Source organism: Stenotrophomonas maltophilia group sp. vghtpe118 (assembly GCF_052605195.1).
Genome location: NZ_CP199672.1, coordinates 3,062,409 through 3,081,683, shown reverse-complemented (window position 1 = coordinate 3,081,683; position 19,275 = coordinate 3,062,409). Strand labels below are relative to the sequence as shown.

Below are 19,275 nucleotides of genomic sequence, written 5' to 3'. Positions count from 1 at the left end.
ATGCCCATCCATGACTGGCCCGAGCAGGAACGTCCCCGCGAGAAGCTGATCGCCCGCGGCCCCGCCACGTTGTCCGACGCAGAGCTGCTGGCGCTGTTTCTCGGCTCCGGCTTCGGTGGACGCGACGCGGTGCAGACCGCCCGCGACCTGCTGCAGGCGCATGGCCCGCTGCGCGTGCTGCTGGACCGCCCGGCCCGCGAGCTGGCCCGGTTGCCGGGGCTGGGGCCGGCACGAAGCTGTGCACTGGCCGCCGGCCTGGAACTGGCCCATCGCTACCTGGCCGCCGAGCTTCAGCAGGGCGAGGCGGTCGGCAACAACCCGGCCGCGGTCGGCCGCTACCTGCAGCACCGCCTGCGCGGCCAGGCCCGCGAGATCTTCATGGCGCTGTTCCTGGACAACCGCCACCGGCTGATCGCCTGCGAGGAACTGTTCCAGGGCACCATCAATGCCGCCCCGGTCTACCCCCGCGAGGTGGTGCGGCGAGCCCTGCTGCACAATGCGGCAGCGGTGATCCTCAGCCACAACCACCCCTCCGGCGACCCGGAACCCTCCGGCGCCGATACCCGGATCACCGATGAACTGCAGCAGGCGCTGGCACTGGTGGACGTACGCCTGCTGGACCACTTCGTGGTCGGCGAAGGCCGCCCCGTTTCGTTTGCTGAACGGGGCCTGCTGTCCCCGCCCCAGCCACGCCTGTTCGGCTGAGCGGGCCTGACCAGGGCCGGGCAGGAACCCCCGCAGGCATGTTCTGGTCAGCGTGGGCGCGGGTATCTGCGCTAAAATGGGCGATTCCGCCGCTCATTCTCACAGCAGGCCTCGTGAAAAATCTCCTCCGCGCCCTGATCAGCCAAGGCATCGAAGCCTTGCGCGCCAATGGCACCCTGCCCGCCGACTCCCTGCCGCCGGACTTCGTGGTCGAGCGCCCGAAGACCCGTGACCATGGCGACTTCGCCACCAACGCCGCGATGCTGCTGGCCAAGGCCGCGCGCAGCAATCCGCGCGCACTGGCTCAGGCGCTGGTCGAGGCGCTGCCGCGCAGCGAGGACGTCAGCAAGGTCGAGATCGCCGGCCCCGGCTTCATCAACTTCCACCTGGCTCCGGCTGCGTACCAGCGCGAAGCCGCGTCGGTCATCAAGGAAGCCCACGACTACGGCCGCAACCTGTCCGGCAACGGCCGCACGGTGGGCGTGGAGTACGTGTCGGCCAACCCGACCGGCCCGCTGCATGTCGGCCATGGCCGCGCGGCGGCGATCGGCGACTGCGTGGCCCGCGTGCTCGATGCCAACGGCTGGAACGCCAAGCGCGAGTTCTACTACAACGACGCCGGCGTGCAGATCGAGAACCTGGCGCTGTCGGTGCAGGCCCGCGTGAAGGGCATTGCGCCGGACCAGGAAGGCTGGCCGGAAGGCGGCTACCGCGGTGAGTACATCGCCGATGTTGCCCGCGCCTACATGGCCGGCGCCAGCGTTGACCTGGAAGGCACGCTGGTGGTCGGCGCCAAGGACCCGGACGACATGCAGTCGATCCGTCGCTTCGCCGTGGCCTACCTGCGCAACGAGCAGAACCTGGACCTGGCCGCCTTCGGCGTCGACTTCGACATCTACTTCCTGGAAAGCTCGCTGTACACCGATGGCAAGGTCGCCGAGGCCGTGGCCAAGCTGCAGGCCTCCGGGCACACCTACGAGGAAGGCGGCGCGCTGTGGCTGCGCAGCACCGATTTCGGTGACGACAAGGACCGCGTGATGCGCAAGTCCGACGGCACCTTCACCTACTTCGTACCGGACGTGGCCTACCACCTGTCCAAGTGGCAGCGCGGCTACGAGCGCGCGATCACCGAACTGGGTGCCGATCACCACGGCTCGCTGGCGCGCGTACGCGCCGGCCTGCAGGCGCTGGAAGTGGGCATCCCGCAGGGCTGGCCGGAATACGTGCTGCACCAGATGGTCACCGTCATGCGCGGCGGCGAGGAAGTGAAGCTGTCCAAGCGTGCCGGCAGCTATTTCACCCTGCGCGACCTGATCGAGGAGGCCGGCCGCGATGCGACCCGCTGGTTCCTGATCGCGCGCAAGCCCGATTCGCAGCTGACCTTCGACATCGACCTGGCCCGCCAGCAGAGCAACGACAATCCGGTGTTCTACGTGCAGTACGCGCACGCCCGCGTCTGCAGCCTGCTGCGCCAGGCCCAGGAAAAGGGTCTTGTGTACGAGCAGGGCAATGGCCTGGCCAATCTGGGCCGCCTGGCCGACGATGCCTCGCTGGGGCTGATGAACGAGATCTCGCGGTATCCGGAAGTGGTGGAAGCGGCCGGCGTGGCGCTGGAGCCGCACCTGGTGGCGCAGTACCTGCGTGAATTGGCGCATGCCTTCCACACGTGGTATCACGGGACGCCGGTGCTGGTGGACGACGCCACCGATCGCAACGCCAAGCTGACCCTGGCCTGCGCGGCGCGCCAGGTGCTGGCCAACGGCCTCGAACTCCTGGGCGTGAGTGCCCCGGAAAAAATGTAAGCATCAGGAGACGCAGTACACATGGCAGCACGACGCGGCAAAACCCAGGCACGACGCAACAGCAGCAGCCAGGGCACCCCCGGATGGGTGTGGCTGGTGGCCGGTGTGGCGATCGCCGCCGTGGTGTTCCTGGCGGCGCCGAACCTGTTCAAGGGCGAAGGCGATGGCTTCCTGCGTGCCGGTCCGCAGCCGAACCCGAACGCGCAGCCGGCCCCGGTCGCTGATGCCGACAGCGATGTCGGCAGCCAGCCGGCCGCGCAGCCGGCCACGCCGAAGCCGGCCGAACCGGAGAAGCCCGCCGCGACGCAGTACGACTTCTACACCCTGCTGCCGGGCAAGGAAGTGGAAATGTCCGACGCCGAACTGGCCGCCAGCGCGCGCGCCGAGGATCAGCGCCGGGCCAAGGCCGAAGCGTCGCGCGCGCAGGCCGCGCTGGAGGGCAAGCCGGTACCGCCGGCCAGTACGGCCACGCCGGCACCGACCGCAACGGCCAGCGTCGCAAGCACTGCGCCGGTAACCGCGACCAACCGTCCGCTGCCGGCACCGCTGAACGAGCGCCCGACCGCGGCAACCCCGTCGGCCAGCACGGCGGCCGCCACTCCAGCGCCGCGCGCGGAAAGCGCGCCCGCCGCGTCGGCACCGCCGGCATCCGCTGCTGCACCGGCGGCCGCCGACAACGCCCGCTACATCCTGCAGGCAGGAGCCTTCGGTGCTTCCGGTGACGCCGAAGCCACCAAGGCCAAGCTCGCCATGATGGGCCTGGCGGCACGCGTGGAGTCGGCGCAGATCAACGGCAAGACCGTGTACCGCGTGCGCATGGGCCCGTACGGCAGTGCCGGCGAGTTGTCCGAAGCCAAGCAGAAGCTGGATGGCACCGGCCTGCAGGCGATGGCGATCAAGGCGCAGTAAGCCTGCCGATGTGAATGAAAAAGCCGGGCAGTGCCCGGCTTTCTTGTTTCTGTAGAGTCGAGCATGGCTCGACTCTACAAAAAGCGATTACGACTCCGGTCAGCCCTCGCGGGCGACCTGGAATCCGGCGAACGACTGGCTGACCGGCATCAGCTCCAGCCGGTTGATGTTCAGGTGCGGCGGCAGGCTGGCCACCCAGAAGATCTGCTCGGCGATGTCTTCGGCGGTCATCGGGTTGGCGCCGCTGTACAGCTTGTCCGAGGCGTTCTGATCGCCATGGGTACGTACCACGGTGAATTCGGTTTCGGCCATGCCCGGCTCGATCGTGGTCACGCGCACGCCGGTGCCGTGCAGGTCCGAACGCAGGCCCAGCGAGAACTGGCTGACGAAGGCCTTGGTGCCACCGTAGGCGTTGCCCCCCGGGTACGGGTAGACGCCGGCCACCGACGAGATGTTGATGATCGCGCCCTTGCGCTCCACCAGCTGCGGCAGCAGGCGATGGGTCAGGGTCACCAGCGCGGTGATGTTGGTGTCGATCATCGTGGTCCAGTCCGACAGCGTGGCGCTCTGTGCCGGCGCGGTGCCCTGCGCCAGGCCGGCGTTGTTGACCAGCAGGTCGATCTCGCCAAAGGCCGGCGGCAGCGCCAGCAGGGCCGCCTCCATCGCCACCGCATCGCGGATGTCGAAGGCGGCGGCGTGCACCACGTCCTTGCCGTAGCGCTCGACCAGCGGCTGCAGGCGTTCGCTGCGGCGGCCCGTGGCGATCACTTTCCAGCCGGCCTGGGCGAAGCGGTGGACGGCGGCGGCGCCGAAGCCGGACGTGGCGCCGGTAATCAGGACAGTGCGGGTCATCAGGCAACTCCAGGGGGAAAAACCGGACGCCCATTCTGGCATTCCCGGCCCGTCCTGAGGTGCCCGCCGTCCAGTCGTCCCCCCGGCTCAACGCACGCGAAACACTCTGGCCTTGGGCAGGTCTTCGTCGACCTGCAGGAACCAGCGCCCGGCAATTCCTGGAACAACGGCGATCTGCGGCGACTGCAACACCTTGCGCAGCTTCATCTGTCCCTTCATCACCTGCCATTGCTGGCCGTTATCAAGGGTGAACAGCGTGCCGGGCTGCCAGCCTGCGACCTCTCCGACCACACGGGCACTGACCGGTTCGTCATCCAGGCCCAGATGCATTGCTGGCGGTGCCGGCACATTGGCAGGCAGCGGCGCAGCGACCGGGGCCACCGCTGCCGTCGACGCGGCGGCCGTGCTCTCTGCCTCGCGCAGTACCCGGTTCAACGCCTGCAACTGCGCTGGACTGAGCCCGACCTCGGCCAGTTGGGATGCACTGAGGCGCCGCTCGACGGGTACGAAGCGGTCCTGGGCAAAGGCAGCGAAGCTGCCGGCGAGCAGTAGTGCGGAAAACAGATACCGGCGCATGCAAGGGTCCCAGCGAACGAGTGCTCACGATGCTGCAGTTCGATGACAGTCCGGTGACACGCCAGGGGCCGGTACAATGGGCCATGATCAACAATGATGTCCTGCGCAGCGTGCGCTATTCCCTGGACCTGGGTGACCAGCACGTGGTCGCCCTGTGCCAGATGGCCGACCCGGCCTTTGCCGTGGATACCGGGCAGGTGAAGGCCTGGCTGCGCCGCGAGGACGAAGCCGGTTTCGAGGCGATGAACGACAGCGCGCTGGCGCACTTCCTCGACGGCCTGATCGTGCACCTGCGTGGCCGTGACGAGAGCCAGCCGCAGCGCGCAGTGGAAACCCGCATCGACAACAACCTGGTGCTGAAGAAGCTGCGCGTGGCGTTCCAGCTGCGCGACGTGGACCTGATGGAGATCTTTGCCAGCGCAGGTTTCAATGTCTCCAAGTCGGAAGTGGGCGCGCTGTTCCGTCAACCCGGGCACGCCAACTACCGGCGTTGCCTGGACCAGATGCTGCGCAACTTCCTCAAGGGCCTGAGCCTGCGCCTGCGCGGCTGAGCACGGCGTCGACGAACGCCCGCGCCGCTGGTGTCGGCAGGCGCTGCCAGACCAGGTGCACGCGCCGGGTCGGGGTCGGCTGCAGCGGAATCTGCACCACGCCCTGGAACCCATCGGCGATCAATGCCGGCACGATGCCGACCGCCAACCCATGGCGGACGAAGCGCTCGACCAGTTCCATCAGGTTGACCTCGAAACGGACCGTGTGCGGCAGTCCGGCTGCGGCAAAAGCATCATCGGTCTGACGGCGTGCGCCGGTGCCGCGCGGGAAGTCGACCAATGCTTCATCCTGCAGTGCGGCCAATGGCAGCCGCTTGCGCCCGGCCAGCCGGTGCGATGGCGCCAGTACCGCTACCAGATCCTCCTCCTGCAGCACCTGATGGCAGACACCGTCCAGCGCTGCCGAAGGCGCCAGGCCGACCAGTGCCACATCCAGCGCGCGCGACTGTACCTGCGCGATCAGGTCCTCGCTCTTGTCCACGCGCAAATGGAACTCCACCTGCGGGTGCACGCGCTGGAACGCCGCCAGCATCGCCACAACGTCGATTCCGGTCAGCGAGGAAATCTGCCCGATGGCCAGCAACCCACGCACTTCGCCACTGACGGCGGCCACGTCGGCGCGCAGGTGGCGCAGGCTGGCCAGCACCTGGCGTGCGTGCACCAGCAACGCCTCGCCGGCGGCGGTGGCCCGCACCTGGCGCGGCAGGCGCTCGAACAGCGTGGCACCCAGTTCCTGTTCCAGGTGGGCGATCTGGTGGCTGAGCGCGGACTGCACCACGTGGCAGCGCTCGGCGGCACGGGTGAAATTGCCCTCTTCGGACAGCGCCACGGCGAACTCGAGCTGCTTGAGGTTCATACAACTATCTTGTTTTCAGATGGCATGGATGATGATGATTCATTTCCATCATGCTCGCAGCAGGCGGACACTGTGCCCCCGCTTCCTGGAACATCGCGTGAGCCCGTCCCTTCCCCCTCTGCACCGTTGGCAGGTGCTGCTGATGTCGGTCGCCACCGGTGTGGCCGTGGCCAGCAACTACTACGCGCAACCGCTGCTGCACACCATCGCCGACGCCTTCGGCGTGCCGTTCGGCCAGGTCGGCATGGTGGTTACCGCCGCGCAGCTGAGCTATGCCGCCGGCTTGATTCTGCTGGTGCCGCTGGGTGACCTGTTCGAACGCCGCCGCCTGATCGTGGTGATGAGCCTGCTGTCGGCGGGCGGACTGGTGATCAGTGCCTGCGCACCGTCGCTGACCTGGTTGCTGGTGGGCACTGCGATCACCGGCCTGTTTTCGGTGGTGGCCCAGGTACTGGTGCCGTTCGCCGCCACGCTGGCCGCGCCGGAACACCGCGGCCGCGTGGTCGGAACATTGATGAGTGGCCTGCTGCTGGGCATCCTGCTGGCGCGTACCGTGGCCGGCCTGCTTTCCAGCCTGGGCGACTGGCGCCTGGTGTATGCGATCGCCGCTGCCACTCTGGTGCTGACCGCACTGGCATTGCAGCGCGGCCTGCCGCGATTCCACCACAGCGCCGGCCTTGGCTATTTCGCATTGCTGCGCTCGATCGGCGTGCTGTTCGTGCAGGAACCGGTGCTGCGCCAGCGTACGCTGCTGGGCGCCTGCAGCTTCGCCATGTTCGCGATCTTCTGGACCCCGCTCGCATTCCTGCTGGCACAACCGCCGTACGCCTACAGCGACGCCACCATCGGCCTGTTCGGGCTGGTCGGTGCGGCCGGCACGCTGGCGGCGGGTCTGGCTGGTCGCATGTCCGACCGTGGCCAGACCGGGCGTGCCACCGCCATTGCACTGGCGCTGTTGCTGCTGTCGTGGCTGCCGCTGGGGCTGTCCGCACACTCGCTGCTGGCATTGCTGCTGGGCGTGGTGGTGCTGGATCTGGCCGCGCAGCTGTTGCACGTCAGCAACCAGAACCTGATCTACGCGCTGCAACCGGCAGCACGCAACCGCCTCAATGCCGGCTACATGACCGGCTATTTCATCGGCGGCTCGCTGGGCTCGCTGCTGTCTGCACAGGTCTACCAGCGCTTCGGCTGGACCGGCGTCTGCGTGGCCGGTGCCGCCGTGGCCGTGCTGGCCCTGCTGCTGTGGCTGCCCGGCGCGCTGCGTGCGCGCCAGGCGTCGCTGGCCGACTAGAAGCTGCCCTGCAGCGCCAGCTCCCATCGCCCACCGGCGTTGCCGGGGAACAGGCGCTTGGCTGCGTTGTCCGTGCCATGCACGGTGGCGCGCAGTTCCCATGCCGGGGTAAGCGAGGCGATGGCACTGAGCTGCCCATGCAGGTAGTCCGGGCCCTGCGCGGTGGCCAGCCAGTACTGGCCCACCGCTGCTTCCAGGCGGAGGCGTTCGTGCAACGGCACACGCACACCAAGCTGGGCATAGGTACCGCGATGGCCACCGGCCAACGCATCGTTGGAATGGGCGACCTGCAGCCAGGCGCGCTGCTTCCAGGTCAACGTGGTGTTGAGCTCGGTCCAGTCCAGCGCGCGGCCGGTGCCCGGGTACACGTAACGGGTCAGGTTGGCATCCAGGCTCCAGTCCGGTGCCAGTGCGCCGGACCAGCCCGCCACCAGGTCGAACTCGCTGCGCGCGCCATTGTCCGGTTTGAACGAAACGTTCGAACCCCACACGCTGGCGTACCATCCCGACGGGATCGAGACCTTCGCGCCGGCCTGCACCGCCGGGTCGCCATCGCTCTGCGAGCTGCCACGCCACACGTAGTCGCTGGTCAATGCAGCACTGCCACTGGCCTGCACCTGTGCCTGCGCGCTGCCGATCCCGAGCAGCCCTGCCAGGGCGGCCACCAGCGCCGCCATCATCCCCTTGCTGTTCACTGCACTGTGTTCCTCGTCGAAGGCGGTCGCGCCGCCGGGACGGCAGTGTCGGGTGCGCCGCCGTAACGGATCGAGGGTGCTGCCCGGCCTGCGGCGCAAATTCGGCGTAAATCCCGTCGATGGAGGCTACGCGCCAGCCGCGCGGTATCATGGCGCCTTGTTTCCAGGAACCAACCACGTGGACGCCATCCTGACCCCGGTATCGATCGGCGAGCTGATCGACAAGATCACCATTCTCGAGATCAAGGCCGAGCGCATCGATGATGCTGCCAAGCTGGCCAACGTGCGCACCGAACTGGATGGCCTGTTGCCCTTGCTGCAGCAGCAGCTGCAGGCGCAGCCGGCATTGGACGCGCTGAAGCAGCAGCTGAAGGCGATCAACGAGCGCATGTGGGACATCCAGGACCAGCTGCGCGACAAGGAAGCGGCCCAGGTGTTCGACGATGCGTTCATCCAGCTGGCACGCGGTGTCTATGGCACCAATGGCGAGCGCGTGCAGGTGAAGAACGAGATCAACCGCGTGGCCGGTTCGGCGCTGGTGGAAGAGAAGCAGTACCAGGGCGAGTAAGGCCGCTCAGCCACATTCGAGCAGGTGGCGGAAGCGGAACAGGTCACCATCCCCGCGGATGCCGAGCTTGCGGTAGGCCGACGTTTTCTGCGAGCTGATGGTGCTGGCCGAGCGCCCTGAGCGCAGGGCCATTTCACTGGTGCTGACGCCCTTCAGCACCAACCCGAGCACTTCACGCTCGCGCTGGCTCAGCGGCGTCAGCACCGGTGCAGATACCCGGCGTGTGCGTGGCAGCTTCAGCTCCTCACGCAGTTCCGGTGGCACGAAGCGGCCGCCACGGGCGACCACGTCAATGGCGCGCAGCAACGTCTCCGGTGGCATCGACTTGGACAGGAAGCCGCGCGCGCCGGCTCGCATCGCGGTGGTCACCGTACTGGCGTTGCAGTGCGCCGAGAGCACCAGCACCGGCAGCGCCGGCCAACGCTGCGACAGCACGCGCAGCAGGGCCAACCCATCGCCCAGGTCGCCCATCGGCAGCGCATCGATCAGCAGCAGGTCGACACACCTCGGGCTGCGCTCCAGCAACTGCAGCAGGCGCGCCTCGTTGGACAGGCTCACGCGCACCTGCACACCACTGTGTTGGCGGAGCAGAACTTCCACGCCCAACCGCAGTACCGGGTGCGGATCCAGCAGCGCCAGGCGTCGTGGCCGATCAGGCCGCAGGGGCGGGAGTGTCGGTGGCATCGCGGCCTGTCCAGGCAACATGGAACATCCACCGTAGGCCGGTGCCCGCAGCGGCGGAATCCAATTCCTTGCAATGCTCGGCCCGCGTGCACCACCAGTCAGACGGCATTTTGTTTCGCGCCGCCACAAACGCAACAGGCCCGGCAAGAGCCGGGCCTGTCGAGACTTCTCCAGCGCGCAGGCGCGCCGGAACTGCAATTACCAGCTGAAGCGCGGGCCGACGGTGTATTCCTTGTCGCCGTCGCGGTTCATCTTCAGTTCGCCGTTCAGGCCCCAGTTCTGGTTCAGCTTGACCTGACCACCCAGGCGGCCGTACCACTGGCCTTCCGGGTTGACGCCGTGCTTCTTCGAGAAATCTTCGTAGCCGACCATGCCATAGACCTCGGCGTGGGCACCGAAGGCGGTGCGGATACCGGCTTCAGCGCTGTAGCCGTTGAAGTCCAGGCCGTGCTTCGGGTCGAGCTTCTGGTAGGCAACGCGGGCAACGAAGTCGGTGCTCGGAGCGATTTCAACGTTGTAGCCTGCACCGATCTTCCACTGGTCCAGCTTGACGTTGGTGTGGTCGAATTCCTGACGGCTGTACTCACCGAAAGCGTGGAAGTTCGGCAGGAAGCCGTACGAACCCTTCACGCCCCAACCGTCGGACTTGAACGCGTCGTTGTCGGTCTTGGCGTAGTTGGCTTCGGCGTAGTTGTAGGACAGGTTTTCAGCAGCCGAGGCGGTGAACGGCAGGGCAGCGGCCAGGGCCAGAGCAATCAGCGAATTCTTCATGGGGGTACACCTTTACTTTCTTATGGTGTGCAGCAGCGCCAGGGCGCCATCGCATCGGGAATGTAAATTCTCCGTTATTCGCCACAACGCTCCCTGAAAACAGCAGTCTTCGCATTGCTGAATTTTCTGGCTTGATTCAGGCTGTATCTGGCATACGCGCGCGGCGCGCGTGCATTTTCAGGTTTCTTCACGATCCAGCGCTGTCGATCCCCGATCCCCTGGTTCGTCGTGTACTTGAAGGCCGTGCATGTGGCACGGTCCATCCGGAGGCTGGCAATGAGCTACATCGATGGTTTCGTCCTGGCGGTGCCCACCGCCAACAAGGAGAAGTTCCTCGCCCATGCACGCACAGGAGATCCGGTCTTCATCGAGTACGGGGCACTGCGCGTGGTCGAGTGCTGGGGCGATGACGTGCCGCACGGCAAGACCACCGATTTCTTCGGCGCGGTGAAAGCCACGCCGGACGAGACGGTGGTGTTTTCCTGGATCGAATGGCCCGACAAACCGACCCGCGACGCCGGCATGAAGAAGATGATGGAAGACCCGCGGTTTGATCCAACGAAGAATCCGATGCCGTTTGACGGTGCGCGGATGATCTACGGCGGCTTCGTGCCGATCTACGAGCTGACCCGCTGAACCCGGCGGACGTGCTCAGCGCGCGTCCGTTTCATCGCTGGCAGTGGCATGGCCGGCGCCCAGTGCGGCGCCGGCACCGAGGCCCATGCCGCCCATGCCAGCGCCCATTCCGCCGCCCCCACCTCCGCCACCACCCGCACGGCCGCCCTTGGCATCGCCATCGTTGCGCCCCTTGCCGCCACCGCTGGCAGCGGGGCGGGTCGGCCCCTGCGGCGGAATCCGCAGGTCGGGAGGAATCGGCGCCAGATCCAGCGCTTCGCGCACGAAGTCGCGCAGCGAGACCACCAGTTCGTGGGTATGCACCGGTCGCCCCTGTGCAAGATCGTTGGCAGCGCGGGCGGCCAGCCGCACCTGTTCGTCGGTGCCCAGCAACAGGATGTCCGAGAGCGCGGCCTCGACCGCATCGCGGATGCGGCGCGTTCGATCCGAACGCGGTTCGGCGATGCCTTCGGCCGCTTCGCGCTGGCGCAGATCGCGGCGATGGCTGGGATCCACGCCCAGTTCACCAGTGAATGAACCGCCCAGGGTCTTGTAGGCCGCCATCAGTGTGCGCAGCCGCTCGTTGATCTGCCGGTTCTCGCGCTCGCGACGCTGCTGCAGGGTCTGCATCACAAGCAGGCGGATGCCTACGCCCAGCAGGGTGATCAGGACCAGGCCGGCCAACGTGGACAGCACACCCTGCCAGGAACTGAAATCGATACCGCGCATGCTGGGGCTCCGGCGGGAAGAATCTGCATCTTGCCCCAGACCGCGCCCCGAAAACGCGAAAGGCCCCACCACCCGGTGGGCGGCAGGGCCTTCGGTCACGGCGCGATTACTTGCGCTTGGCGACCTTGCGCACGGCCTTGGCCGGGGCCTTCCTGGCAACAGCCTTCTTGGCCGGAGCCTTCTTGGCGGCGACCTTCTTCAGCGGTGCAGCCTTCTTGGCGACGACCTTCTTGGTCGCAGCGACCTTCTTGCCGACAGTCTTCTTGGCAGCAGTGGTCTTCCTGGCAACGGCCTTCTTGGCGACAGCAGCCTTCTTGCCGACAACCTTCTTGGCGGCGGCAGTCTTCTTGGTGGCGACCTTCCTGGTGGCGGCAACCTTCTTGCCGACAACCTTCTTCGCAGCCACGGCCTTCTTGGCGGCGACGGTCTTCTTGGCCACAGCCTTCTTGGCGGTGGCGACCTTCTTGCCAACCACCTTCTTGGCGGCCGCAGTCTTCTTGGCAACGGTCTTCTTCGCGACAGCAGCCTTCTTGGTGGCGGCCTTCTTCACGGTGGCGACCTTCTTGCCGGCAGCCTTGGTGGTGGCCTTGGTGGTCTTCTTGGCAGCGGCGGCCTTCTTGGTCACGGCCTTGCCCGCAGCCGCCTTCTTCTTCGCCACTTCCTTCTTCAGGGCAGCAGCTTCGGCCTTGGCGTTCTTCTTGGCCGCTTCCAGCTTCTTCCTGGCGTTGGCAACCGTCTTGCCGACCGACTTGGCAGCCTTCTCGGCCTTCTTGGCAACGGTCTTCTCGACCTTGGCCACGGCCTTCTTGGCCTTGGCAACGCGGGTACCGGCAGCCTTGCTGGCGCGCTTGACGGTCTTCTTGACCGACTTCACTGCGTCTTCGGCGGCGTGGGCGATGGTCTCGCCGACGTTGGTGGCGGCTTCTTTCACGTTCTCGACAGCGTCGGTCACGACCGACACACCATTACCGTTGCTCATGTTGCCCTCCTGCGGGCCTTAAGTATCAAAACGGGGCGATGCTATACCGACATTGACGATCGTGGAACGGGGCATGTGCCGGCAATCGCATCTGTTGCGACGCCGATGGTGTACGCAGCAGCCCCTGTTGCCACCTGCGGTTCGCAGCAAACCCCTTTTTTTCAGTGCTGCGCTACGCAAACCCAGCATTGTCTGGCCGTCGCCGCGCGCACGTGCACGGAGGCAGCGTCCGGCATCCGTCGTGGCGCATTGCGGCACCCGCCTGCGCGGAACTGCGCACGTATCCGCCTGCGCCAGTGCGGCGCGCGTTGGCCTTGAATGGCGCACCCATCACCTGCCCGGGTGTCGCCACAAGCGCGTTCTGGCCCCCGCGCTCCCCCCTTCGAGGCACCCGTTTTCATGGCGCATTTATCCAGATCGCGACACACTCATTCAGCTTGTTCTACCGTAGGGCCGTACCGCCCCCACCCACGCCAGCGAACCGACTCCCATGCGACCGCTTCCTACCCTGCTCACGCTCGCAATCGCCGCCGCCTTCGGTGGCTTCGTTGCCACCGGCATCAATGCCCACCTGGACAACCGTGCCGACGCCGCGCCGCTGCCGGCGGTCCTGCCGACCACTGCAGCGTTGCCGGCCTCGGTGGCCGGACAGGCGGTACCGTCGCTGGCACCGATGCTGGAGAAGGCGATGCCGGCGGTGGTCAGCGTCAACACCAAGCAGGTGATTCGCGTACGCAATCCCTTCTTCAACGACCCGTTCTTCCGCCGCCTGTTCCCGGATATCCCACAGGAACGCATCAACGAATCGCTGGGCTCGGGCGTGATCATCGACGCCAAGGAGGGGCTGGTGCTGACCAACCACCATGTCATCGACAACGCCGATGACGTCCAGGTGACACTGGCGGACGGGCGCACGGTCAAGGCCGAGTTCCTCGGTTCGGACCGCGATACCGACATCGCGCTGATCCGCATTCCGGCGCAGAACCTGACCGACATCAAGCTCGGCAACAGCGACCAGCTGCGCGTAGGCGACTTCGTGGTGGCCATCGGCAACCCGTTCGGCTTCAGCCAGACGGTCACGTCCGGCATCGTCTCGGCGGTGGGCCGCAGCGGCATCCGCGGGCTGGGCTACCAGAACTTCATCCAGACCGATGCGTCGATCAATCCGGGCAACTCCGGTGGCGCGCTGGTCGACCTGCAGGGCCAGCTGGTCGGCATCAATACCGCCAGCTTCAACCCGCAGGGCAGCATGGCCGGCAACATCGGCCTGGGCCTGGCGATTCCTTCCAACCTGGCGCGCAGCGTGGTCGACCAGCTGGTCAAGCACGGCGTTGTGGTGCGCGGCACGCTGGGCGTGGAAAGCCAGAACCTGACCGCGCAGATCGCGCAGGGCCTGGGCCTGGGCGAAACCCGCGGTGCGCTGATCACCCGCGTGCTGGCCGGTTCGGCCGCCGCCGCAGCCGGGCTGAAGCCGGGCGACGTGGTGGTGTCGGCCAACGGCCAGCGCGTGGACAGCGCCGAGGCCCTGCACAACGTGGAAGGCCTGGCGGCCGTCGGCAGCGCGATGACGCTGGACGTACGCCGTGAAGGCAAGCCACTGCAGATCAAGGCGACGCTGAAGGAACAGGCGCGCGCGGTCACCGGTGAGAGCCTGGACCCGCGCCTGACCGGTGCGACCTTCGTCGACCTGCCCGAGTCACTGCGGCAGTCTGGCGTCGGCGGCGTGCTGGTCAGCGAGGTCAAGCGCGGCAGCCGCGCCGCCAGCAACGGCCTGCAGCAGGGCGACATCATCACCGACGCCACCGTGGGCGAATTCGCCGACCTGGCCAGCTGGCGTGCCAATTTCCAGCAGCGCCCGCCGACCCTGGTGGTGCGCGTGCTGCGCAACAATGGCCAGCAGCAGGGCCAGCTCGTGATGCGCTGATCGCCCTGCCGTAACACCCCCTATACCCCGGCAATGCTATTGCTGTCAGTCCAGGTCGGCACCGCCGACGCCCGTTCCCCCATCGCAACAGGAGTGATTCGATGAGCCCCACCAATACCGAGAACCTGAAGGAACACCTGGGTGAAGCCGGTTCCCACCTGAAGCAGGCCGCCAGCGCCGCCGGCGGTGCGATCAAGGGCGCCACCGGTGCGGCCACCGACGAACTGCGGATCGGCAAGGCCAACGTCAAGGCTGAACTGTCCGACAGCGCGCTGTCCGGCCTGGCCGCTGCCGAGTTTGGTGGTGCCGCCGCCAAGGAGCAGGTCGATGCGCTGATGGACAAGGGCAAGGACCTGATCGACAGCGCCGCCGAGCTGATCCGCGAACGTCCGCTGGCCTCGTTCGGCGTGGCCTTCGCTGCCGGCTGGATCATCGCCAAGCTGGCCCGCGGCAGCAGCGACAAGTAAGCCGCGGCGTGAGCGAAGACAACGCGCAAGCCCCTGATCCGGCGGCTACCCCGCCGCTGGATGAGAGCATCCGCCAGGTCGGCGCGGCCGGTCGTGCCGCTGCCGACTCGGCCAAGCACTCGCTGCGTTCGCTGCGCCGGTTGGCCTCGGCCGACTTCGCGCTGGCACGCAGTGCCTTCGGCCGCGCGCTGGCCTGGGCCGGCGTAGCGATCGTATTCGGAGCGTCGGCCTGGCTGCTGATGGCCGCCACCCTCATCGCCCTGCTGCAGAGCTGGGGCCTGAGCTGGCTGCAGGCCCTGCTGATCACCTCGCTGCTGAGCCTGGCCGTCACCGGTTATGCGATCTGGCGGGTGTCCTACTTCTTCCACCACACCGGCATGCACGCCACCCGGCGCCAGCTGTCCCGCCTGGGCCTGTTCGACGAGCCCAGCGAAGACGACCCCGATGCCGATGTGCAGCTGCCAGAGGGCAAGCCATGAAGTTCGGTGCGCTGCAGCGGCGGGTGAAGCGCTGCGAACAGGTGGTGACCGTACGCCTGGTCGAGACCCAGGACCACTGGTCCACGCTCAGCCAGGTCTGGCGCCAGGGCTGGTCGCCACTACGCATCGTGGTAGTGGGCCTGGCCGGTGGCTTCATTGCCGGCAAGCTGGAAATGCCGGGCAAGGTCAACGGTGCGCGCTGGCTGCAGATGGTGGGTTCGGTCTCGAACCTGTTCGCCAGTGCGCAGGCAGCGTTCGCCACGGCGATGGCGGCGCAGGCGGCGGCCACCGCCGACGATGCGGCCGAAGAAGCCGGCGATGCCAGCGAACAGGCACACGCAGCGGCCTCCGCCGCTGAAGCGCGGCCCGCAGCGGCGGCGCGAGCTGTGCCGGAGGCGGAACCGGACCTGCGCGAACCGCGCCCGGCCGAGGCGGCCACCGAACTGTCCGAACGTTGATCCATGGAATCCGCCGCGCCGATGGCGGCCGGCGGATAATGCGCTCCCCTTTCCGGCTGATGCGTCGATGAGCGAGTCCTCCCTGTCCCCGTCACCAGCCGATCCACAGGACCCGGAGGCACCGCTGCCGCCTCCGTCTCGCCCACGCGGGCCGATGTCGCTGGTGGTGCTGGCGACCCTGGCGGTGGGCTACACGCTGTGGGCGGCGCAGGACATCATCCTGCCGGTGCTGCTGGCGATGTTCTTCGCACTGGTCGGCAACCCGATCCTGCGCCTGCTGCAGAAACTGTGGATTCCGCGCGCGCTGGGCGCGCTGCTGATTCTCGGCGCCGGCCTGGGCGTGACCGGTTCACTGGCGGTGCAATTGATCGGCCCGGCGATGGAATGGGCGCAGGAAGCCCCGCAGCAGCTGCGCAAGGTCGCCCGCCAGGTGCAGGACCTGACCAAGCCGGTGCAGCAGGCCAACCAGGCGGCGGAGAACTTCGCCCGCGTGGCCGGTGGTGACAGCAACCACAAGGTGCAGGTGATCCGCACCCAGCTCGACGACCCGTACCGCATGCTGACCCGCGCGCCACGGCTTGCCGCCTCGGTGCTGGCCGTGGTGCTGCTGACCCTGTTCTTCATGATCTATGGGCAGAGCCTGCAGCGCGCGGCAATCGCGCTGTTCCCGAGCCGCCAGCAGCAGCGCTTCACCGCCGACATCCTGCGGTCGATCGAGCGCGAAGTCTCGCGCTATGTGCTGACCATCAGCGTGATCAACACCCTGGTCGGGCTGGTGTTCGCCGGCGTGCTGATGCTGCTCGGCATCGGCCTGCAGGAGGCGCTGCTGTGGGGCACGGTGGCCGCGCTGCTGAACTTTGCCCCGTACGTCGGTCCGCTGATCGGCGTGGCACTGATGCTGCTGATGGGCTTCGTGGAACTCCGCGACCCGCTGCAGGCGCTGCTGCCGGCGGCCGCGTACCTGGCCCTGCACACTCTGGAAGGGCAGATGGTGACCCCGATCGTGCTGGGCCGGCGCATGAAGCTGTCGCCGCTGGTGCTGATCCTGGCGCTGATGGTGTTCGGCTGGGCCTGGGGCATGATCGGCCTGCTGCTGGCGGTGCCGCTGCTGGTCTGCATCAAGCTGGTGCTGGCACGGCTGGAAGGCATGCAGGGCTGGGCACGGCTGCTGGAATGAAAGCCCGCGCGGGCAGGCGTAGAATGGAGGGGTGAATTTCCCCGTCCAAGCCATCACTCTCGACCTTGACGACACGCTGTGGCCGTTCGCTCCGATTGGCGCCCGCATCGACCTGGTCCTGCACGAGTGGATGCGTGAACACAGCCCCGCCACCGCCGCGATGTATCCGGTGGCGGCGATGCGCGAACTGCGCGAGCGCCTGTACCACGCCCATCCGCACCTCCACCACGACCTGAGCGCGCTGCGTCGGTTGACCCTGCACGAAGCGCTGCACGCCAGTGGCGCCAGCCTCGATCTGCTGGAGCCGGCGTACGAAGCGTTCTACGCCGCGCGCAATCAGGTCGAGTGCTATCCCGATGCGATCGATGCGCTGGCGAGGATTGCCGCGCGGGTGCCGGTGGCAGCACTGAGCAACGGCAACGCCGATCTGGAGCGGATCGGCCTGGCCCATCATTTCGCCTTCCAGCTGGGCGCGCGCGAACACGGCGCGGCCAAGCCGGAGGCAAGCATCTTCCACGCCGCCTGCACCCGCCTGGGTGTGGCGCCGGCACAGGTGCTACATGTCGGCGACCACGCCGAAATGGACGTGGCCGGGGCGATCGCCGCCGGCCTGCGCGGGTGCTGGATCAACCGCGAAGCAGCCACCTGGACCCATCCGAAACTGCAGCCGGACCTGCAGTTTGACACCCTCACCGGCCTGGCCGACTGGTTGGACGCCAACCTCGACGCCGCCGCATCCCGGAGTACCTGACGCATGAGCGAGATCACTGGTTTCACCGCCGACACCACCGCGGCGCTGCCGCTGTACGTGCTGGACCGCGAGCAGTTCGCCGCTTGGAAGGACGGCCAACCGGCCGCGACCCAGGCCTGGCTGGCCTCGCAGGGTTTCACTGCCGGTGCGCACAGCGTGGCCCTGCTGCCCGGCAGTGAGGGCCTGGCCGGCGCGGTGATCGGTGTCGGTGATCGCGCCGATGCCTACAGCTATGCGCATGCGCCGCACGCCCTGCCGGAAGGCAGTGTCTGGCAGCTGGCCAATGAACTGCCTGCCGCCGAACAGGCGCTGCTGCAGCTGGGCTGGGGCTTGGGCAGCTACCGCTTCGACCGTTACCGCAAGCGCAACCGCGCCCCGGCGCAGCTGGTGGCCGCACCGTCCGGCGAAGTGGCCGACCTGATCGCCGCCAGCCTGCGCGTGCGCGACTGGGTCAACACCCCGACCGAAGACATGGGGCCGCAGCAGCTGGAAGACGCCGCGCGTGCACTGGCCGATGCACATGGTGCGCAGGTCGAGGCGATCACCGGCGATGAACTGCTGAAGCAGAACTTCCCGGCCATCCACGCCGTGGGCCGCGCGTCGCACCGCGCGCCGCGCCTGGTGGTGCTGCGCTGGGGCAAGGAAACCGACCCGGCACTGGTGCTGGTCGGCAAGGGCGTGTGCTTCGATACCGGCGGCCTGGACATCAAGCCGGCCGACGGCATGCGCAACATGAAGAAGGACATGGGCGGCGCCGCGCACGCGCTGGCCCTGGGCGGCCTGGTGATGGCGCGCGGACTGCCGGTGCGGCTGACGCTGCTGGTGCCGGCGGTGGAAAATGCGATCGGTCCGGATGCGTTCCGCCCCGGCGAAGTGATCGCCACCCGCAAGGGGTTGAGCGTGGAGATCGACAACACCGATGCCGAAGGCCGCGTGATCCTGTGCGACGCGCTGACCTTCGCCGGTGAGCAGAAGCCGGACCTTGTGCTGGATTTCGCCACTCTTACCGGTGCCGCACGCATCGCGCTGGGTCCGGATCTGCCGGCGCTCTTCAGCAACGACGACACGGTGGCGCAGCAGTGGCTGCAGGCCGGCGACGCAACCCGTGACCCGGTCTGGCGCATGCCGCTGTGGCGCCCCTACCTGCGCTATCTGAGCAGCGGCATTGCCGACCTGGCCAATGCCGGTTCGCGCATGGCCGGCTCGGTGACCGCCGCGCTGTACCTGGAGCGCTTCCTGGAAGACGGCCAGCGCTGGGCGCACCTGGACGTGTACGCCTGGAACGACGGCGAACGCCCGGGCCGTCCGGCCGGTGGCGAAGCGCTGGCGCTGCGCTCGGCCTGGGCGATGCTGAAGGCGCGTTACAGCTGATCGGGTGGGTGCCGACCTTGGTCGGCACGCTGTCCCCGGCAAATCTGACGAAAAATTGAATTTCG

General features: G+C 67.5%; 22 protein-coding genes. 14 read left to right on the top strand and 8 right to left on the bottom strand.

The features are described 5' to 3' along the window. From radC to ACUDTM_RS14045, 3 genes are all read left to right on the top strand, one after another. Positions 1 to 705, top strand: a complete 705-nt coding sequence (radC, locus tag ACUDTM_RS14055) for a RadC family protein (protein ID WP_014035697.1) — start codon at positions 1 to 3, stop codon at positions 703 to 705. 113 nt (positions 706 to 818) lie between these two features. After that, the gene (gene argS, locus ACUDTM_RS14050) at positions 819 to 2,507 is read left to right on the top strand and encodes an arginine--tRNA ligase (protein WP_072168704.1); all 1,689 of its coding nucleotides are present in this window, start codon (positions 819 to 821) and stop codon (positions 2,505 to 2,507) included. 21 nt (positions 2,508 to 2,528) lie between these two features. Continuing rightward, positions 2,529 to 3,416 carry an SPOR domain-containing protein gene (locus ACUDTM_RS14045; RefSeq protein ID WP_088497606.1) on the top strand — a complete coding sequence of 296 codons (888 nt, stop codon included), beginning with the start codon at positions 2,529 to 2,531 and terminating at the stop codon, positions 3,414 to 3,416. 99 nt (positions 3,417 to 3,515) lie between these two features. Here the strand turns inward: ACUDTM_RS14045 and ACUDTM_RS14040 are convergent, their stop codons facing one another. Both ACUDTM_RS14040 and ACUDTM_RS14035 read right to left on the bottom strand, forming a co-directional pair. Continuing rightward, positions 3,516 to 4,268 carry an SDR family NAD(P)-dependent oxidoreductase gene (locus ACUDTM_RS14040; protein ID WP_005420523.1) on the bottom strand — a complete coding sequence of 251 codons (753 nt, stop codon included), beginning with the start codon at positions 4,266 to 4,268 and terminating at the stop codon, positions 3,516 to 3,518. 87 nt (positions 4,269 to 4,355) lie between these two features. After that, entirely contained in the window at positions 4,356 to 4,844 is a 489-nt protein-coding gene (locus ACUDTM_RS14035) for a hypothetical protein (protein WP_072168706.1), read from the bottom strand. Between the two features lie 83 nt (positions 4,845 to 4,927). On the opposite strand from ACUDTM_RS14035, the gene ACUDTM_RS14030 reads away from it, so the two are divergent. Further along, on the top strand, positions 4,928 to 5,395 hold the full coding sequence (locus tag ACUDTM_RS14030; protein WP_005420526.1) for a YehS family protein: 468 nt from the start codon (positions 4,928 to 4,930) through the stop codon (positions 5,393 to 5,395). On the opposite strand, the gene ACUDTM_RS14025 is transcribed toward ACUDTM_RS14030, so the two are convergent. After that, positions 5,364 to 6,251, bottom strand: a complete 888-nt coding sequence (locus tag ACUDTM_RS14025) for a LysR family transcriptional regulator (protein WP_188241600.1) — start codon at positions 6,249 to 6,251, stop codon at positions 5,364 to 5,366. The two genes, ACUDTM_RS14030 and ACUDTM_RS14025, sit on opposite strands and share 32 nt — an antisense overlap. Positions 6,252 to 6,393: 142 nt before the next feature. Between ACUDTM_RS14025 and ACUDTM_RS14020 the strand changes: the two genes are divergently transcribed. After that, entirely contained in the window at positions 6,394 to 7,542 is a 1,149-nt protein-coding gene (locus ACUDTM_RS14020; RefSeq protein WP_194434067.1) for an MFS transporter, read from the top strand. On the opposite strand, the gene ACUDTM_RS14015 is transcribed toward ACUDTM_RS14020, so the two are convergent. Continuing rightward, positions 7,539 to 8,237, bottom strand: a complete 699-nt coding sequence (locus ACUDTM_RS14015; RefSeq protein WP_111007697.1) for a TorF family putative porin — start codon at positions 8,235 to 8,237, stop codon at positions 7,539 to 7,541. The two genes, ACUDTM_RS14020 and ACUDTM_RS14015, sit on opposite strands and share 4 nt — an antisense overlap. A 178-nt stretch (positions 8,238 to 8,415) precedes the next feature. Between ACUDTM_RS14015 and ACUDTM_RS14010 the strand changes: the two genes are divergently transcribed. Further along, positions 8,416 to 8,805 carry a DUF6165 family protein gene (locus ACUDTM_RS14010; RefSeq protein WP_049414316.1) on the top strand — a complete coding sequence of 130 codons (390 nt, stop codon included), beginning with the start codon at positions 8,416 to 8,418 and terminating at the stop codon, positions 8,803 to 8,805. Between the two features lie 6 nt (positions 8,806 to 8,811). On the opposite strand, the gene ACUDTM_RS14005 is transcribed toward ACUDTM_RS14010, so the two are convergent. Further along, positions 8,812 to 9,489 carry a response regulator transcription factor gene (locus ACUDTM_RS14005; protein ID WP_180885742.1) on the bottom strand — a complete coding sequence of 226 codons (678 nt, stop codon included), beginning with the start codon at positions 9,487 to 9,489 and terminating at the stop codon, positions 8,812 to 8,814. A gap of 198 nt (positions 9,490 to 9,687) precedes the next feature. Next, a complete protein-coding gene (locus tag ACUDTM_RS14000) occupies positions 9,688 to 10,260 on the bottom strand; it encodes an OmpO family porin (protein ID WP_072168711.1) in 573 nt (190 codons plus the stop codon). Between the two features lie 276 nt (positions 10,261 to 10,536). Here ACUDTM_RS14000 and ACUDTM_RS13995 point away from each other — a divergent pair, with 276 nt between their 5' ends. Beyond that, positions 10,537 to 10,896, top strand: coding sequence for a DUF1428 domain-containing protein (locus ACUDTM_RS13995; RefSeq protein WP_049414306.1), 360 nt, complete (start codon positions 10,537 to 10,539; stop codon positions 10,894 to 10,896). A 15-nt stretch (positions 10,897 to 10,911) separates the two neighbouring features. On the opposite strand, the gene ACUDTM_RS13990 is transcribed toward ACUDTM_RS13995, so the two are convergent. Beyond that, on the bottom strand, positions 10,912 to 11,604 hold the full coding sequence (locus ACUDTM_RS13990) for a hypothetical protein (protein ID WP_072168713.1): 693 nt from the start codon (positions 11,602 to 11,604) through the stop codon (positions 10,912 to 10,914). Positions 11,605 to 11,710: 106 nt separating this feature from the next. Continuing rightward, a complete protein-coding gene (locus tag ACUDTM_RS13985; protein ID WP_227836905.1) occupies positions 11,711 to 12,583 on the bottom strand; it encodes a histone in 873 nt (290 codons plus the stop codon). Between the two features lie 490 nt (positions 12,584 to 13,073). Here ACUDTM_RS13985 and ACUDTM_RS13980 point away from each other — a divergent pair, with 490 nt between their 5' ends. From ACUDTM_RS13980 to ACUDTM_RS13950, 7 genes are all read left to right on the top strand, one after another. Then, positions 13,074 to 14,507 (top strand): Do family serine endopeptidase, encoded by a 1,434-nt coding sequence (locus ACUDTM_RS13980; protein ID WP_072168715.1) that lies wholly within the window; start codon positions 13,074 to 13,076, stop codon positions 14,505 to 14,507. Between the two features lie 101 nt (positions 14,508 to 14,608). Continuing rightward, positions 14,609 to 14,974, top strand: coding sequence for a hypothetical protein (locus ACUDTM_RS13975; protein WP_010486932.1), 366 nt, complete (start codon positions 14,609 to 14,611; stop codon positions 14,972 to 14,974). An 8-nt stretch (positions 14,975 to 14,982) separates the two neighbouring features. Next, entirely contained in the window at positions 14,983 to 15,453 is a 471-nt protein-coding gene (locus ACUDTM_RS13970; protein ID WP_004153834.1) for a phage holin family protein, read from the top strand. Further along, complete coding sequence (locus ACUDTM_RS13965) at positions 15,450 to 15,911, top strand: protein sip-5 (protein WP_069138037.1); 462 nt, start codon at positions 15,450 to 15,452, stop codon at positions 15,909 to 15,911. Before ACUDTM_RS13970 ends, ACUDTM_RS13965 begins: the two co-directional genes overlap by 4 nt. A gap of 67 nt (positions 15,912 to 15,978) precedes the next feature. Further along, positions 15,979 to 17,088, top strand: a complete 1,110-nt coding sequence (locus ACUDTM_RS13960) for an AI-2E family transporter (RefSeq protein ID WP_111007548.1) — start codon at positions 15,979 to 15,981, stop codon at positions 17,086 to 17,088. A gap of 31 nt (positions 17,089 to 17,119) precedes the next feature. Continuing rightward, positions 17,120 to 17,839, top strand: a complete 720-nt coding sequence (locus ACUDTM_RS13955; RefSeq protein ID WP_053499497.1) for an HAD family hydrolase — start codon at positions 17,120 to 17,122, stop codon at positions 17,837 to 17,839. Between the two features lie 3 nt (positions 17,840 to 17,842). Then, on the top strand, positions 17,843 to 19,210 hold the full coding sequence (locus ACUDTM_RS13950; RefSeq protein WP_445391365.1) for a leucyl aminopeptidase family protein: 1,368 nt from the start codon (positions 17,843 to 17,845) through the stop codon (positions 19,208 to 19,210). The last annotated feature ends 65 nt before the right edge of the window (positions 19,211 to 19,275 follow it).

Excerpts from the sequence above, each read along its gene's own strand:
- radC (WP_014035697.1), top strand. The coding sequence starts at position 1 with ATGCCCATCCATGACTGGCCCGAGCAGGAACGTCCCCGCGAGAAGCTG.
- ACUDTM_RS14045 (WP_088497606.1), top strand. The coding sequence starts at position 2,529 with ATGGCAGCACGACGCGGCAAAACCCAGGCACGACGCAACAGCAGCAGC.
- ACUDTM_RS14040 (WP_005420523.1), bottom strand. The coding sequence starts at position 4,268 with ATGACCCGCACTGTCCTGATTACCGGCGCCACGTCCGGCTTCGGCGCC.
- ACUDTM_RS14035 (WP_072168706.1), bottom strand. The coding sequence starts at position 4,844 with ATGCGCCGGTATCTGTTTTCCGCACTACTGCTCGCCGGCAGCTTCGCT.
- ACUDTM_RS14030 (WP_005420526.1), top strand. The coding sequence starts at position 4,928 with ATGATCAACAATGATGTCCTGCGCAGCGTGCGCTATTCCCTGGACCTG.
- ACUDTM_RS14025 (WP_188241600.1), bottom strand. The coding sequence starts at position 6,251 with ATGAACCTCAAGCAGCTCGAGTTCGCCGTGGCGCTGTCCGAAGAGGGC.
- ACUDTM_RS14020 (WP_194434067.1), top strand. The coding sequence starts at position 6,394 with ATGTCGGTCGCCACCGGTGTGGCCGTGGCCAGCAACTACTACGCGCAA.
- ACUDTM_RS14005 (WP_180885742.1), bottom strand. The coding sequence starts at position 9,489 with ATGCCACCGACACTCCCGCCCCTGCGGCCTGATCGGCCACGACGCCTG.
- ACUDTM_RS14000 (WP_072168711.1), bottom strand. The coding sequence starts at position 10,260 with ATGAAGAATTCGCTGATTGCTCTGGCCCTGGCCGCTGCCCTGCCGTTC.
- ACUDTM_RS13995 (WP_049414306.1), top strand. The coding sequence starts at position 10,537 with ATGAGCTACATCGATGGTTTCGTCCTGGCGGTGCCCACCGCCAACAAG.
- ACUDTM_RS13990 (WP_072168713.1), bottom strand. The coding sequence starts at position 11,604 with ATGCGCGGTATCGATTTCAGTTCCTGGCAGGGTGTGCTGTCCACGTTG.
- ACUDTM_RS13985 (WP_227836905.1), bottom strand. The coding sequence starts at position 12,583 with ATGAGCAACGGTAATGGTGTGTCGGTCGTGACCGACGCTGTCGAGAAC.
- ACUDTM_RS13980 (WP_072168715.1), top strand. The coding sequence starts at position 13,074 with ATGCGACCGCTTCCTACCCTGCTCACGCTCGCAATCGCCGCCGCCTTC.
- ACUDTM_RS13975 (WP_010486932.1), top strand. The coding sequence starts at position 14,609 with ATGAGCCCCACCAATACCGAGAACCTGAAGGAACACCTGGGTGAAGCC.
- ACUDTM_RS13965 (WP_069138037.1), top strand. The coding sequence starts at position 15,450 with ATGAAGTTCGGTGCGCTGCAGCGGCGGGTGAAGCGCTGCGAACAGGTG.
- ACUDTM_RS13960 (WP_111007548.1), top strand. The coding sequence starts at position 15,979 with ATGAGCGAGTCCTCCCTGTCCCCGTCACCAGCCGATCCACAGGACCCG.
- ACUDTM_RS13950 (WP_445391365.1), top strand. The coding sequence starts at position 17,843 with ATGAGCGAGATCACTGGTTTCACCGCCGACACCACCGCGGCGCTGCCG.